Annotated in this window: 14 protein-coding genes; 4 read left to right on the top strand and 10 right to left on the bottom strand. The window is 73.5% G+C overall.

All coding sequences use genetic code 11. The features are described 5' to 3' along the window. Together J1M44_RS06395 and J1M44_RS06390 are read left to right on the top strand one after the other, a co-directional pair. Positions 1 to 622 (top strand): TetR/AcrR family transcriptional regulator (locus J1M44_RS06395; RefSeq protein ID WP_206480768.1); only part of this gene is annotated, 622 nt, incomplete at its 5' end. 50 nt (positions 623 to 672) lie between these two features. Then, positions 673 to 1,191, top strand: coding sequence for a GNAT family N-acetyltransferase (locus tag J1M44_RS06390; RefSeq protein ID WP_049159292.1), 519 nt, complete (start codon positions 673 to 675; stop codon positions 1,189 to 1,191). A 93-nt stretch (positions 1,192 to 1,284) separates the two neighbouring features. Here J1M44_RS06390 and J1M44_RS06385 read toward each other — a convergent pair whose 3' ends face one another. From J1M44_RS06385 to rpsB, 9 genes are all read right to left on the bottom strand, one after another. Next, a complete protein-coding gene (locus J1M44_RS06385) occupies positions 1,285 to 2,712 on the bottom strand; it encodes a dihydrolipoamide acetyltransferase family protein (RefSeq protein ID WP_144824195.1) in 1,428 nt (475 codons plus the stop codon). After that, positions 2,709 to 3,764 (bottom strand): alpha-ketoacid dehydrogenase subunit beta, encoded by a 1,056-nt coding sequence (locus J1M44_RS06380; RefSeq protein ID WP_050773885.1) that lies wholly within the window; start codon positions 3,762 to 3,764, stop codon positions 2,709 to 2,711. The genes J1M44_RS06385 and J1M44_RS06380 overlap by 4 nt, the downstream gene beginning before the upstream one ends. An 8-nt stretch (positions 3,765 to 3,772) precedes the next feature. Beyond that, a complete protein-coding gene (gene pdhA, locus J1M44_RS06375) occupies positions 3,773 to 4,927 on the bottom strand; it encodes a pyruvate dehydrogenase (acetyl-transferring) E1 component subunit alpha (RefSeq protein ID WP_144824194.1) in 1,155 nt (384 codons plus the stop codon). Positions 4,928 to 5,082: 155 nt separating this feature from the next. Beyond that, positions 5,083 to 5,682 carry a DivIVA domain-containing protein gene (locus J1M44_RS06370; RefSeq protein ID WP_144824193.1) on the bottom strand — a complete coding sequence of 200 codons (600 nt, stop codon included), beginning with the start codon at positions 5,680 to 5,682 and terminating at the stop codon, positions 5,083 to 5,085. Between the two features lie 49 nt (positions 5,683 to 5,731). Further along, the gene (locus J1M44_RS06365) at positions 5,732 to 6,568 is read right to left on the bottom strand and encodes a phosphatidate cytidylyltransferase (protein WP_144824192.1); all 837 of its coding nucleotides are present in this window, start codon (positions 6,566 to 6,568) and stop codon (positions 5,732 to 5,734) included. A gap of 25 nt (positions 6,569 to 6,593) precedes the next feature. Continuing rightward, positions 6,594 to 7,151 (bottom strand): ribosome recycling factor, encoded by a 558-nt coding sequence (frr, locus tag J1M44_RS06360; protein ID WP_002857704.1) that lies wholly within the window; start codon positions 7,149 to 7,151, stop codon positions 6,594 to 6,596. Positions 7,152 to 7,204: 53 nt separating this feature from the next. After that, positions 7,205 to 7,972 carry a UMP kinase gene (gene pyrH, locus J1M44_RS06355; RefSeq protein ID WP_002857706.1) on the bottom strand — a complete coding sequence of 256 codons (768 nt, stop codon included), beginning with the start codon at positions 7,970 to 7,972 and terminating at the stop codon, positions 7,205 to 7,207. Between the two features lie 192 nt (positions 7,973 to 8,164). Then, the gene (gene tsf / locus J1M44_RS06350; RefSeq protein WP_010079157.1) at positions 8,165 to 9,001 is read right to left on the bottom strand and encodes a translation elongation factor Ts; all 837 of its coding nucleotides are present in this window, start codon (positions 8,999 to 9,001) and stop codon (positions 8,165 to 8,167) included. A 103-nt stretch (positions 9,002 to 9,104) separates the two neighbouring features. Then, positions 9,105 to 9,971 (bottom strand): 30S ribosomal protein S2, encoded by an 867-nt coding sequence (gene rpsB, locus J1M44_RS06345; RefSeq protein WP_061866738.1) that lies wholly within the window; start codon positions 9,969 to 9,971, stop codon positions 9,105 to 9,107. Between the two features lie 404 nt (positions 9,972 to 10,375). Between rpsB and J1M44_RS06340 the strand changes: the two genes are divergently transcribed. After that, a complete protein-coding gene (locus J1M44_RS06340) occupies positions 10,376 to 11,050 on the top strand; it encodes a murein hydrolase activator EnvC family protein (RefSeq protein ID WP_241252864.1) in 675 nt (224 codons plus the stop codon). On the opposite strand, the gene J1M44_RS06335 is transcribed toward J1M44_RS06340, so the two are convergent. Beyond that, positions 10,986 to 12,182 carry a glycosyltransferase gene (locus J1M44_RS06335; RefSeq protein ID WP_144824191.1) on the bottom strand — a complete coding sequence of 399 codons (1,197 nt, stop codon included), beginning with the start codon at positions 12,180 to 12,182 and terminating at the stop codon, positions 10,986 to 10,988. The genes J1M44_RS06340 and J1M44_RS06335 overlap by 65 nt on opposite strands. Before the next feature lie 319 nt (positions 12,183 to 12,501). Between J1M44_RS06335 and J1M44_RS11865 the strand changes: the two genes are divergently transcribed. Beyond that, positions 12,502 to 13,386: a C40 family peptidase gene (locus tag J1M44_RS11865; protein WP_144824190.1), complete on the top strand. Its 885-nt coding sequence runs from the start codon at positions 12,502 to 12,504 to the stop codon at positions 13,384 to 13,386. The last annotated feature ends 62 nt before the right edge of the window (positions 13,387 to 13,448 follow it).

The raw sequence follows: 13,448 nt of genomic DNA, 5'->3' as shown, positions 1-13,448 counted from the left end.
CGCCGCCCCGGCGACCCCGCCGACCGCCCGGGAGGCCGCCAAGGCCCGACGTCGGGTGGACCTGCTCGCGGCCGCGGCGCGACTGTTCGCGGCCCGGGGCTTCGACGCGGTCCGCCTCGAGGACATCGGCGCCGCCGTCGGGATCAGCGGGCCTGCCATCTACCGCCACTTCGCCGGCAAGGCAGCTGTGCTCACGGCGATCCTCGACACGGCCTCACAGGACCTGCTCGACGGCGGGCTGGCCGCCGAGGCGCAGCACGCGCCGGGGGCGGAGACCCTGCGGGCCCTCATCGGCTTCCAGGCGGACTTCGCCCTCGCCCAGCGCGACGTGATCCGCGTGCAGGACCGCGACATGTCCGCCCTGCCCGACGGGGCGCGCACGGCCATCACGCGCACCCAGCGCGCCTACATCGACGTGTGGGCGCGCCAGCTGCAGGTCGTCCACCCCCACGAGGACCGGGCCACCGCCGTGTTCCGCGCCCAGGCCGTGCTGGGCCTGCTCAACTCCACCCCCCGCTCCGTGCGGCGCACCGCGGCCGACCGCGCGGCCCGCCGCGCGACCCTCGCAGCCATGGCCTGGGCCGCGGCCACGGCCCCCGGACCGCTGCCCGGCGAGGACTGAGCGGGCGGCACCGGCCCGGCGTCGTGCCCGGTGGTACGGTGGCCGGTACCGTGACGGCGGACGCCGTCGAACCCCGCCCCGAGAGGTCCACCGCCGTGCTTCTTCGTGACGTCCGACCCGAGGATCTGGACGAGTTCTTCCTCCACCAGCAGGACGAGCAGGCCAACCTGATGTCCGCCTTCGCCCCCCGCAACCCCCGGGACCGCGGCGTCTTCGACTACCACTGGGCCCACCTGCTCGGGGACGAGGACACCATCGTGCGGACCATCGAGCACGAGGGCCGCGCCGTGGGCGCCCTCGTGTGCACCCAGCAGGACGGCGTGGGCGAGCTGTCCTTCTGGACCGCACAGGACTACTGGGGCCTGGGCCTGACGACCGCGGCCGTGGACCGGTTCCTCGAGGAGCACCCCGCCCGCCCGCTGCGGGCGCACGTCCCCGAGGACAACGTGGGCTCCGTGAAGGTGCTCTCCCGTCGCGGCTTCGAGACCGTCGGCGAGGAGAAGGTCTTCTCCAACGCCCGTGCCGAGGTCATCACCGAGCTCGTGATGGAGCTGCCCGCCGCCGACTGAGCGCGCTTCGCAGCCCCCGCCGCGCCGGCCTCCCACGACGACGGCCCCGCCTCCCGGTGCCCGGGTGGCGGGGCCGCGGCGCGTCCGGGACCGTCAGACCATGGTCAGGGTCAGACCCGGGCGGCGCAGGATCGCGCCGACGTCCGCGAGGAAGCGCGAGCCCTGCTCGCCGTCCACGAAGCGGTGGTCGAACGAGAGGGAGAGCGTCATGACGTCCCGCAGGGCGATCTCGCCGCGGTGCTCCCACGGCATCCTCCGGACCTGGCCGATCGCGATGATCGCCCCCTCGCCCGGGTTGATGATCGGGGTGCCCGCGTCCACGCCGAACACCCCGACGTTCGTGAGCGTGAAGGTGCCGCCGGCCAGATCCGCCGGGGACAGCCGGCCGTCGCGGGCCAGGCCCGTGAGATCGCGGATGGCGTCGGCCAGCTCCCTCAGGCTCATCGCCTGGGCGTCCTTGACGTTCGGCACCATCAGGCCGCGGGGGGTGGCGGCGGCGAAGCCGAGGTTGACGAAGTTCTGCCGCACGATCGTGCCGGCGGCCTCGTCCCACCGGGCGTTGACGTCCGGGGTGCGCTCCATCGCCACGAGGCACGCCTTGGCGGCGAGCGTCATGGGCGTGAGCTTGACGTCCCGGAACTCGCGGGAGGCCTTGAGCTCGGCGAGCAGCTCCATGGTCTCGGTGACGTCCACCTGCAGGAACTCGGTCACGTGCGGGGCGGTGAACGCGGACTGCACCATGGCCGCCGCAGTCGCCTTGCGCACGCCCTTGACCGGCACGGCCTCCGTGCGCGGGCGGCCGCCCAGGGTGCGGACGCCCCCGGTCGCAGCCGACCCGGCACCGGACTGCGGCGGCGTCGCCGCGACCGCGGGCTGCCCGCCCCCAGCCAGGAACGCCTCGACGTCCGCGCGGGTGATGACCCCGCCCGCACCGGTGCCGGTGACCTGCTCCAGATCCACGCCTGAGCGGCGTGCATACAGGCGCACGGGCGGGGTGCAGCGGGGTCGCTCGCCCGGCGCCGCCTCGGGGGCCGCGTCCGCGCGGTCCGGCTCGGCGGCCTCGGGCTGCGGGCGCCCGGCGCCGGCCGGGGCCGCCTCCGACGTGGACGGCGCCTGCCCGCGGGCGGGCTCACCCGCCGGGGCGGCCGACGTCGCCGGGGCCGCGGAGCCGCGCCGAGCACGGCGGCCGGGCTTGCCGGTGTCCGGCGCGGCACCGTAGCCGACGAGGGTGGGCACGCGGCCGTCGCCCTCGGCGGGCCCGCCGACGTCGGGCTCGGCGCCCTCGAGGATGAAGGTCACCAGGGGCGCACCGACCTCGAGGGTCTCGCCCTCGGCGCCGTGCAGGGCCGCGACGACGCCCGCGAACGGGCTCGAGACCTCGACCACGGCCTTGGCCGTCTCGACGTCGGCGAGCACCTGGTTCACGGTCACCGCGTCGCCCTCGGCCACGCGCCACGTCACGATCTCGGACTCGGTCAGGCCCTCGCCGAGGTCGGGCAGGCGGAAGGTCTTCTGGCTCATCGGGTCTCCTCCCCGGCGTTCTGGGCGGCGAGGAACTGCTCGGCGGTCTCGGGGGCGGCGAACGCGTCCACGGAGTCCAGCGAATTCGGCCGGCCCAGAGCACGGTCCAGGCCGTCGAGGATGCGGTCGAGGTCCGGCAGGTGCAGGTGCTCGAGCTTGGACGGCGGGTAGGGCACGTCCATGCCGGTGACGCGCACCGGCGGGGCCTCGAGCCAATGGAACGCGCGCTCGGCCACCGTGGCCACGAGCTCGGCGCCGAGGCCGCCGGTGCGGGACGCCTCGTGCGCCACGACGAGCCGGCCGGTGCGCCGCACCGAGGACTCGACCAGGCCGGTGTCCAGCGGGGACAGGCTGCGCAGGTCGAGCACCTCGACCTCGACGCCCTCCTCGGCCGCCACCTCGGCGGCCTGCAGGGCGGTCTTCACGAGCGGACCATAGGCCACGAGCGTGGCGTCACGGCCCTCGCGCAGGATGCGGGCGGGGCTCATCGGCGGGATCGCGACGTCCAGGTCCACGTCGCCCTTGTCGTGGTAGCGACGCTTGGGCTCGAGGTAGACCACCGGGTCCTCCGAGGCGACCGCGGCGCGGATGAGGTCGTACCCCTCCTGCGGAGAGGACGGGGAGACCACGCGCAGGCCCGCGGTGTGCAGGAAGTAGGCCTCGGGCGACTCGGAATGGTGCTCCGGGGAGCCGATGCCGCCGCCGAAGGGGATGCGGATGGTCACCGGCATCGGCACGGCGCCGCGGGTGCGGGCGCGCAGCTTGGCCAGGTTCGCCACGATCTGGTCGAACGCCGGGTACACGAAGCCGTCGAACTGGATCTCGACGACGGGCCGGTAGCCGCGCATCGCCAGGCCGATGGCCGTGCCCACGATGCCGGACTCGGCCAGCGGGGTGTCGAGCACCCGGTCCTCGCCGAACTCGGCCTGCAGGCCGTCGGTGATGCGGAACACGCCGCCGAGGGCGCCGATGTCCTCGCCCATGAGCAGGACCTTGGGGTCGTCGGCCAGGGCACGGTGCAGGCCGCGGTTGATCGCACGGCCGAAGGTCATGCGCTCGCTCACGCGCCCGCCTCCTCATCGTCGAACTGCTGCAGGTAGAGGGCATGCTCGCGGCGCTGCCGCTCGAGCTCCTGGTGGGGCTCCGCGTAGATCTCGTCGAAGAGCTTGTCCGCGCCGTCCTCCTCGAGCGCCTCGAGGGCGCGGCGGACCTCGGCCGCCAGCTCGTCGGCCTCGGCCTGGGCCTGTGCGAGCACGGCGTCCACGTCCACGTCGAGGGTGCGCAGGTGCGCCTCCACGCGGGTCAGCGGGTCACGGGCCTTCCAGGCCTCGAGCTCGGCGTCGTCCCGGTAGCGGGTGGGGTCGTCCGCGGTGGTGTGCGGACCCATGCGGTAGGTGACGGCCTCGATGAAGGTGGGGCCACCCCCGTCGGCCGCGCGCTCGACGGCGGCGCGGGTCGCGGCGAGCACGGCCAGGACGTCGTTGCCGTCCACGCGCATCGACGGGATGCCGAAGCCCCACGGGCGGTCCGCGATGCTGCGGCGGGTCTGCAGGCGCACGGGCTCGGAGATGGCCCAGTGGTTGTTCTGGCAGAAGAACACCACGGGCGACTGGTACGAGGCGCTGAAGATCATGGCCTCGTTGACGTCCCCCTGGCTCGTGGCACCGTCGCCGAAGTAGACGATCGTGGCGACGTCCGCCTGGTCCCGCTGGACGCCCATCGCGTAGCCGACGGCGTGCAGGGCCTGCGCGCCGATGATGATCTGCTGGGTGGCCACCCGCGTCTCGTTCGGGTCCCAGCTCGAGAACGTGGAGCCGCGCCACACCCGCAGCAGGTCCAGCGCGGGGACGCCGCGGAGCAGGGCCACGCCGTTCTCGCGGTAGGACGGGAAGACGAAGTCGTCCGGGCGCAGCGCGACGGCGGAGCCCACCTGGGCGGCCTCCTGGCCCAGCAGCGGGGGCCACAGGGCCAGCTCGCCCTGACGCTGCAGGTGCGTGGCCTCGACGTCGAGGCGCCGGACGACGGCCATCTGGCGGTACAGCGCGGCGAGGGCGTCGGCGTCGACGTCCTCGATCCACGGGTCGAGCTCCGGCTGCGGACGGCGGCGGCCCTCCGTGTCGAGCACCTGGAGCATCACGGCCTCGGCCGGGCCCGCCGGGGGCGGAGAGCCGGCGGACTGTCCGCCGGTGGGACGGGTGTGGTCCACGAGGGTCACTGGACTGCCTTCCGATCGACGCCCACGGTGCGGGGCGAGGGAGTTGTACGCATGCGCGAGCAGGGGTGGAGCGCGCGGCGTCTCGGTGGTGTGATTGTAATCACTTCAGTGTGATCTGCGCCACTCTCCCCGGGCCGCCGCGCGAGGGCCGGGTGTCAGGCGCGGCGCAGCAGCACGTCGACGGCGGCGTCGAGGTAGGCGTCGACCTGGCCCTCCTCGTAGCCGGCGGCACCCTCGGCCTCGCCGAACGCCGCGCGGCGCACGTCGTCCGCGGTCAGCCCGCCCTCGGCGCCGGGATCCGTCGAGTCCTCCGCGCCGGCCAGGGTGACGCGCAGGCGGTCCACGAGCGCGTCCACCTGGTCCACGTCGTAGCTCACGGCGTCCGCGCGGGAGGGGCGGCGGAAGCGCTCCGCCGGGGCCCGGTCGGCGCGGGCCACGAGCTCGGCCACGCGCTCCTCGAGGTCTGCGGCCCAGTCCTCGTCCCCGCGCTCGGCGACGAAGGCCTGACGCTCGGCGGCGGCCAGCTCCTCTTCGAGGCGGTCCAGCTCGTCGTCCACCTCGTCCGTGGCGTAGCCGCCGGTGACGGTCGCGAAGCGGGCCTGGCGCACCTCCTCCGCCGTCAGCGGGGCACCGCCGTCGCGCGCCTCACGGGCACGCGCCATGAAGGCGTCCACGTGGGTGGTCTCGTAGCCGATCTCGTCCTGCTCGACGAGCTCGAAGACCGGCTCGGCGTCCGGGGTGGTGCGGGGGGTCATGGGTGTCTCCTGCGGTGCGGGTCCCGGACGTGCCGGGTCGAGGGGTGGATCAGGTCAGGGGCAGCGCCAGCACGGTGTAGGCCACCGGCGAGGCGAACACGAGGGAGTCCAGGCGGTCCATCACGCCGCCGTGGCCGGGCAGGGCGGAGGACATGTCCTTGATGCCGAGCTCACGCTTGACCATGGACTCGGAGAAGTCCCCCGAGGTGGCGGCGGCGACGGTGGTGACACCGAGGACGGCGCCGATCCACCACGGCTGGCCGACCAGCAGGGGGACGGCGACGACGCCCACCAGCACCGAGCCCGCCAGGGAGCCGGCCAGGCCCTCCCAGGACTTCTTGGGGCTGATGCGCGGGGCGATCGGGGTGCGGCCGAAGCGGTAGCCCACGATGTAGCCGAACGTGTCGTTGGAGACCACCATCAGCAGCAGGATCGCCACCATGAGGTGCCCCAGCGGCTCGTCCAGGAGCGCCGCGGCGAAGGAGAGCAGGAACGGCGCCCACAGCACGATGAACACGCCCGCGAGCATGAACTGGCCCGCCGGGCGCCGGCGCGTCAGCGCCGTCCACACGGCCACCAGGGCCAGGCACGCCACGAGGGCGACGAACAGCGCGGGCACCCCCCACCGCCACGCCGTGAGCGGCAGGACCGCCGCGGCCACCCAGAGCGGGGGCCGCGGCACGTCCAGGCCGATGCCGCGCACCGCCGTCGCGATCTCGGACACCGCGCCGACCAGCAGGGCGACCACGAGCACGACCAGCAGCCAGTCGAGCCAGAGGAGGCCGACCAGGGCCGTCGCCAGCAGCCCCACCCCCACGAGGACGGCGGACTTGAGGTCGCGGCCGCCGCGCGGGGGTGCGGGCGAGGTGGACACGGCGGAGGTCATGGGGCGAGCGCGGACGGCGGGAGGCTCAGACCTCCAGCAGCTCCTGCTCCTTGTTCTTGGCCATCTCGTCGATGAGCTCGACGTGGCGCTTGGTGAGCGCGTCCAGCTCCTTCTCGCCGCGGGCGCCCTCGTCCTCGCCGACCTCGCCGTCCTTGACGGCCTTGTCCATGGCCTCCTTGGCCTTGCGGCGGGCGTTGCGCACGGAGATCTTGTGCTCCTCCGCCTTGGACTTGACCAGCTTCACGTACTCCTTGCGGCGCTCCGCGGTCAGCTCCGGCATCACGATGCGGATGACCTTGCCGTCGTTGGACGGGTTCGCGCCGACCTCGGACTCGGACAGGGCCTTCTCGATGTTGCGCAGGGCCGACTGGTCGAACGGCGTGATGAGCAGCGTGCGGGCGTCCGTGGTGGTGAAGGACGCCAGCTGCTGCAGCGGGGTGAACGAGCCGTAGTAGTCGACCATCACCTTGGAGTAGAGGCCCGGGTTGGCGCGGCCGGTGCGCACGGAGGCGAAGTCCTCACGCGTGGCCTCGATGGTGCGGTCCATCTGCTCTTCGGCGGACTGCAGGGTCTCCTGGATCACGGTGTCTCCTCGGTGTGGTGGATCAGGTCTGCCGCCATCCTACGCGGCGGGCCTCAGACGGTGACGGTGGTGCCGATCGGCTCGCCGAGCAGGGCGCGGGTCACGTTGCCCGGGCCCTCCATGCCGAACACCCGCATGTCCAGGTCGTTGTCCTTGCACATGGTCATGGCGGTCAGGTCCATCACGCGGATGTTCCGCAGCAGCGCCTCGTCGTAGGTCAGGTGCGTGAGGCGCTCGGCGGTGGGGTCCTTCTTGGGGTCCGCGGTGTAGACGCCGTCCACGCCGGACTTGGCCATCAGGACCTCGTCCGCCCCGACCTCGAGGGCACGCTGGGCCGCCACGGTGTCCGTGGAGAAGTAGGGCAGGCCGGTGCCGGCGCCGAAGATCACGACGCGGCCCTTCTGCATGTGGCGGATGGCGCGCAGCGGGATGTAGGACTCCGCCACCTGCTCCATGTGGATGGCGGACTGCACGCGCGTGGTGACCCCGGCCTGGATCAGGAAGTCCTGCAGGGCCAGGCAGTTCATCACGGTGCCGAGCATGCCCATGTAGTCGGCCCGACGGCGGTCCATCCCGTTCTCGGACAGCTCCGCGCCACGGAAGAAGTTGCCGCCGCCGACGACGATCGCGATCTCCACCTGGTCCGCCGCGGCGGCGATCTGCTCGGCGATGCCGCGGACGGTCTCCGGGTCCACACCGATCTTGCCGCCGCCGAACACCTCGCCCGAGAGCTTCAGGAGCACGCGACGGCGGCCGGTGTCGTCCGAGGTCTGCGGGGCGTGGGCGGTGGTCGGGTCCTCGGGGGCGCGGTTCGTCTCCATGGGAAGCATCTCCTGGTCGGTGGGGGTCGGGCCGGGGGCGGACACGCGGACGGGGTGGCCGCCCGGTCGGGGCGGCCACCCCGTCATGCGATGGTCGTCGGCGCCGTCCGGCGCCGGAGTGGACCTCGGGTCGCTCCCGATCCTACGCCCCCGCGGGGCGCGGACCGGGAGCGGCCGGTCCGGGTGCGGCGGTCAGTTGCCGACGCGGAAGCGGGCGAACCCGGTGACGTTGGTGCCGGCGTCGGAGGCGACCTTGCCGACGGTCTGCTTCGGGTCCTTCGCGAACGGCTGGTCCACGAGCACGATCTCCTTGAAGAAGCCGGTCAGGCGGCCCTCCACGATCTTCGGCAGGGCCTGCTCCGGCTTGCCCTCGGCACGGGCGGTCTCATCGGCGATGCGACGCTCGTTCTCGACGGTCTCGGCCGGCACGTCCTCACGGGTGAGGTACGTGGGCGAGTAGGCCGCGGTGTGCACGGCGATGTCGTGCGCGGCGGTCTTGGCGTCGGCGGAGTCGGCGTCCACGGCGAGGAGCACGCCCACCTGGGCCGGCAGGTCCTTGGAGGTCTTGTGCAGGTAGGCGTCCACGAAGGCGCCCTCCACGCGGGCCAGGCGGCGCACGGCCACCTTCTCGCCCAGCAGGGCGCCCTCCTCGGTCACGTAGTCGCCCAGGGTGCGGCCCTCGTAGTCGGAGGCCAGCAGGCCGTCGACGTCGGTGGCGCCGGAGGCGACGGCGGCGCGCAGCACCACGTCGCCGAGGGCGATGAACTTGTCGGCCTTGGCCACGAAGTCGGTCTCGCAGTTGAGCTCGATCATGACGCCGACGCCGTTCTCGACGGTCGCGGCCACGAGGCCCTCGGCGGCGGAGCGGCCCTCGCGCTTGGTGGCGCCCTTGAGGCCCTTCACGCGGATGATCTCGATGGCCTTCTCGGCGTCGCCGTCGGCCTCGTCCAGAGCCTTCTTCACGTCCATCATGCCGGCGCCGGTGCGCTCGCGCAGGGCCTTGATGTCAGCAGCGGTGTAGTTCGCCATGCTCGTTCGGTCCTTCCCGTGGTGTGGGTTGTGCGGGATGTTCGGGGTCTGATCCGGCCCGTCGGCCCGGCCGGGTGGGGCCGGGCCGACGGGCCGGCCGGGATCACTCGCCCTGCGGGGCGGCCTCGGCGGCGGGGGCCTCGGCCTGCTCGGCCGGCGCCTCGGCGGCGGGGGCCTCGGCCTGCTCAGCCTGCTCGGCCTGCTGGGCGTTGTGCTGCTCGAGCAGCTCGCGCTCCCACTCGGCCATCGGCTCGGCGGCAGCCTGGCCGGACTTGCCGCCCTGGCGGGCGATCAGGCCCTCGGCGACGGCGTCCGCGACCACGCGGGTCAGCAGGTTCACGGAGCGGATGGCGTCGTCGTTGCCCGGGATCGGGTAGGCGACCTCGTCCGGATCGCAGTTGGTGTCCAGGATGGCGACGACCGGGATGCCGAGCTTCTGGGCCTCGTCGACGGCCAGGTGCTCCTTCTTGGTGTCCACGACCCACACGGCGGAGGGGGTCTTGGCCATGTTGCGGATGCCGCCGAGGTTGGCCTGCAGCTTCTCCAGCTCACGGTTGAGCAGCAGCAGCTCCTTCTTGGTGAACTGCGAGCCGGCCACGTCCTCGAAGTCGATCTCCTCGAGCTCCTTCATGCGCTGCACGCGCTTGGAGACGGTGGAGAAGTTGGTCAGCATGCCGCCGAGCCAGCGGTGGTTCACGTAGGGCATGCCCACGCGGCCGGCCTGCTCCGCGATGGCCTCCTGGGCCTGCTTCTTGGTGCCGACGAACAGGATGGTGCCGCCGTGGGCGACGGTCTCCTTGACGAACTCGTAGGCGCGGTCGATGTAGGACAGCGACTGCTGGAGGTCGATGATGTAGATGCCGTTGCGCTCGGTGAAGATGAAGCGCTTCATCTTGGGGTTCCAGCGGCGGGTCTGGTGGCCGAAGTGGACACCGGAGTCGAGGAGCTGGCGCATGGTCACGACGGGCATGACGTTCCCTTCTGTGGCAGCCGTGGCACCCCGCGCTTCACGCGCGGGCGGTCTGCCGGTCGATTTCTTGACGGTTGGCGGCCGGCCCGGTCGGGCGGCCCCTGGCATCACGACGGCGGGCTGCCGGGCCCCACGAGCACCCGCGCCGACGTCCTCTCCAGGAGGACGGCGGGGACGGGACCGAGCGTGGGGGCTGGGCCGCTGAAGCGACCCACCGCGATGCGCGGAATCGGCGTCCGGGGCACAGCACAGGGCCGGCCACAGGACACCGCTGAGGTGAATCCTACCCCAGGTGGGCGTCCGCTCCCATCGCCGACTCCTGCACAGGGGCCGGTGCGGCGGGCGCTCTCCACGATCGGACTGCGGGCCCGCCACGCGGCCGCCCGGGACGCCAGGCTGACGCCATGACCCCTCGCACTCTCCTCCCCCGTCCGCTCCCGCGTCCGCGCATCGCGGGGTGCGTCGCGGCGGCCCTGCTCGCCTGGCTCGTCCTCGCCCTGGGGATGGGCGACCTCGACCCCGTGTCGCGGTCCACACCCGCACCGTCCACGCGCGACGCGCTGCTGCTCGTTGCGGCGTCCCCGGCAGGTCCGGGCGCGACGGCCGCGCCGGTCGCGTGGCACCCGCCCGTCGCCGGCGCCACCCCGGATGACGTGCTCCGCGCGTTCGTCGCGCCCGAGCGACCGTGGAGTCGGGGGCACCGGGGCGTGGACCTCGCCGTGCCGTCCGGCGCGGCGGTCCAGGCGCCGGCGGCGGGCCGGGTCGTGTTCGCCGGGGTCGTGGTCGACCGCCCCGTGCTGACCCTCGAGCACGCAGACGGGACCCGCAGCTCCCTCGAGCCGGTGGAGGCCGACGTCGCGGTGGGGGCTGTCGTCGACGCGGGCGACCCCGTGGGGCGGCTGGCCGGGACGCCACCCCACTGCCCGCGGGCGTGCGTGCACTGGGGCGTGCGGGAGCCCGATGGCTGGCGGGTGGGGGACGCGGCCTTCGACCGCTACCTCGACCCGCTGGTGCTCATCGGCTGGAGCGGCCCGTCCGTGCTCTGGCCCCACGCCGCTCCTCGCCCAGCGCGGCCGTGAGGTCCAGGAGTCGGCGTGCGGACTCGTCCCAGCTGAACCGGGCCGCCTGGGCGACGCTCGCCCGGGAGGCCACGGCGAACTCGGCGGGGTCCTCGAGCTCCCGCACGCGGGCCGCCAACGCGGCCGCCCGGTCCCCCTCGAGCGGGACACCCCGGAAGGACGGGGTGCCCGCGCCGGCGATCTCGCGGAAGATCGGCAGGTCCGAGCACACCACCGGCGTGCCATGGGCCATCGCCTCGGCCACGGGCAGGCCGAAGCCCTCGGCGCGGGAGAGGGTGACGGCCGCGGTGGCCCGGCGGAGCAGGCGCACGTACTCGGCCTCGTCTGTGCCGTCGTGGAACACCACGTCCGCGCCGGCGGCCCCCGCGGCGGCGCGGCGCTCGGCCAGCCGGGCCTCGAGCTGTCCGCGGCGCTCCGGGCTGATGCGGGAGAGCAGGTGCAGCGCGTAACCCGGCAGCAGGGGCGCGGCGGCCACGAGGGACTCGACGTCCTTGTAGTCCATGAACGAGCCCATGTAGAGCAGCGTGCGCTCCGGGGTCTCGTCCGGGTCCCGCGGCTCCGGGACCGCCTGCGCCGCGTTCGCGATGACGTGGACCGGACGCCGGGTGAGGCGGTGCCGGGCGATGAGCTCCGCCGTCGTCCGGGAGACCGTGGCGACCGCGTCCGCGCGGTCGAGCAGGAGCCGCTGCGGGGTCATGGTCAGGTGGTAGGCCCGCCAGAGCCAGCGGATCGGCTCGGGCAGGTTCCGTGGCGGGGTGCGGTGCTCGTAGTAGATGAGGTCGTGGAGCGTGAGGATCAGGGCGTAGTCCCGCCCCCAGGAACCCATGGTCTGCATGGGCGAGAAGACGACGTCCGGTCGCAGGCGCGCGACCTGACGGGCCACGAACGGCTCGCGTGGGGAGGTGGGGCCGGAGACGAGGTGCCACGGCACGCCGTCCGGGAGCAGGGCCAGCTGTCGCTCGTCCGAGATCAACATCGCGACCTCGACGTCGGACGCCTCCGGGCCCGGTGTGGCGGCCCGGCGAGCGACCGCCTCGATGAGGCTCGCGCCGTAGCGGGAGATGCCGTCGTGGAAGTCGGTGCGGGTGTAGCGGGCGTCCATCAGCAGGCGCAGGGGGCGGGAGGGGCTCACCCGGACCACGCTAGCGCCGCGCCGCGCCGGAGCGGGGCGGGGACAGCCGCGCACGGAGGGTGCCGAGCGGGGGGGGTGTCGAGCACCGAGCGGCCACCTGGGCGTCATCCGAATTTCTGATTGCGTTTCGATAACGATCGTGTATCTTGATCACGGATCGGTTACGACCGGTCCGCCACACCGGGGCTTCCTCCGCATCCTCGCGTACCCGGTCATCCGCACTGCTCGTCAACTCGCACCCGCGGTCCGGCCTCGTTCCGGGCACCGTCCCGAGGCACCACCCTCATGGGCCGCAGGTCCTGTCCGGGAAGAAGATCCGATGTCCGTGACCTCCTCGCGCGCCGCTTCGCGTCGCGCCCCCCGCACCGCCGCCGCCTCCGTGGCCCTCGCACTGGGAGCCGCCGCCCTGACCGGCGTCGGCACCGTGTCCGTCGCCGAGACCGCCCAGGCCGCCGAGACCACCTACACCGTCCGCTCCGGCGACGGCTGGTGGATCATCGCCCAGCGCACCGGCGTCTCCATGTCCACGCTGCAGTCGCTCAACGGCATGACCGCCGCGACCGTGCTGCACCCCGGCATGGTCCTCAAGACCTCCGGCACCGCCGCCCCGGCCCCGGCCCCGGCGTCGTCCACCTCGGGATCGACCTACACCGTGCTGGCCGGCGACGGCTGGTGGATCATCTCCTCCCGCACGGGCGTGTCCGCCTCGGTCCTGCAGTCCATCAACGGCATGACCTCCTCGACCATGCTCCACCCGGGGATGGTCCTGAAGACCACCTCGGTCTCCACCTCCAGCGCCCCCGCCGTCGCCCCTGCGTCGGCGCCCGCGTCCAAGCAGGCCGCCGTCGACTACGTGCGCGCCGCCGTCCGGAACCCGTCCTCCTATTACGCGTGGGGCGGCAACGGCCCCTCCGGCTTCGACTGCTCCGGCCTCACCCAGCAGGCCATGGCCCAGGCCGGCATCTCCATCCCGCGCCGCGCCGGCGACCAGTACCTCGCCGCGAAGTCCTACGTGCCGATCTCCCAGGCCCAGCCCGGCGACCTCGTGTTCTACGCGAACCAGTCCACCGGCCGCATCTACCACGTGGCCATGTACATGGGCGGCGGTCAGCTCGCCCACGCCCTCAACGAGGACGCGGGCCTGGTGTTCACCTCCACGTCCATGATGAAGTCCGACATGCTCGCCGTGGCCGCCCGCTACTGAGCACCGGCACGACGACGGCCCCCGGTCCGCGCCATACCGCGCGGCAGGGGGCCGTTCCTCGT

Origin of the sequence: Micrococcus sp. KRD128, from assembly GCF_017168395.1 — a bacterium.
Taxonomy (GTDB): Bacteria; Actinomycetota; Actinomycetes; order Actinomycetales; family Micrococcaceae; genus Micrococcus; species Micrococcus luteus.
This window is presented reverse-complemented; position numbering and strand designations above follow the sequence as displayed.

Bases quoted from the DNA above. Each gene is read 5' to 3' on its own strand.
- J1M44_RS06385 (WP_144824195.1), bottom strand. From the start codon at position 2,712: ATGAGCCAGAAGACCTTCCGCCTGCCCGACCTCGGCGAGGGCCTGACC.
- J1M44_RS06380 (WP_050773885.1), bottom strand. From the start codon at position 3,764: ATGACCTTCGGCCGTGCGATCAACCGCGGCCTGCACCGTGCCCTGGCC.
- J1M44_RS06370 (WP_144824193.1), bottom strand. From the start codon at position 5,682: ATGACCCCCCGCACCACCCCGGACGCCGAGCCGGTCTTCGAGCTCGTC.
- J1M44_RS06365 (WP_144824192.1), bottom strand. From the start codon at position 6,568: ATGACCTCCGCCGTGTCCACCTCGCCCGCACCCCCGCGCGGCGGCCGC.
- pyrH (WP_002857706.1), bottom strand. From the start codon at position 7,972: ATGGAGACGAACCGCGCCCCCGAGGACCCGACCACCGCCCACGCCCCG.
- tsf (WP_010079157.1), bottom strand. From the start codon at position 9,001: ATGGCGAACTACACCGCTGCTGACATCAAGGCCCTGCGCGAGCGCACC.
- rpsB (WP_061866738.1), bottom strand. From the start codon at position 9,971: ATGCCCGTCGTGACCATGCGCCAGCTCCTCGACTCCGGTGTCCACTTC.
- J1M44_RS06340 (WP_241252864.1), top strand. From the start codon at position 10,376: ATGACCCCTCGCACTCTCCTCCCCCGTCCGCTCCCGCGTCCGCGCATC.
- J1M44_RS11865 (WP_144824190.1), top strand. From the start codon at position 12,502: ATGTCCGTGACCTCCTCGCGCGCCGCTTCGCGTCGCGCCCCCCGCACC.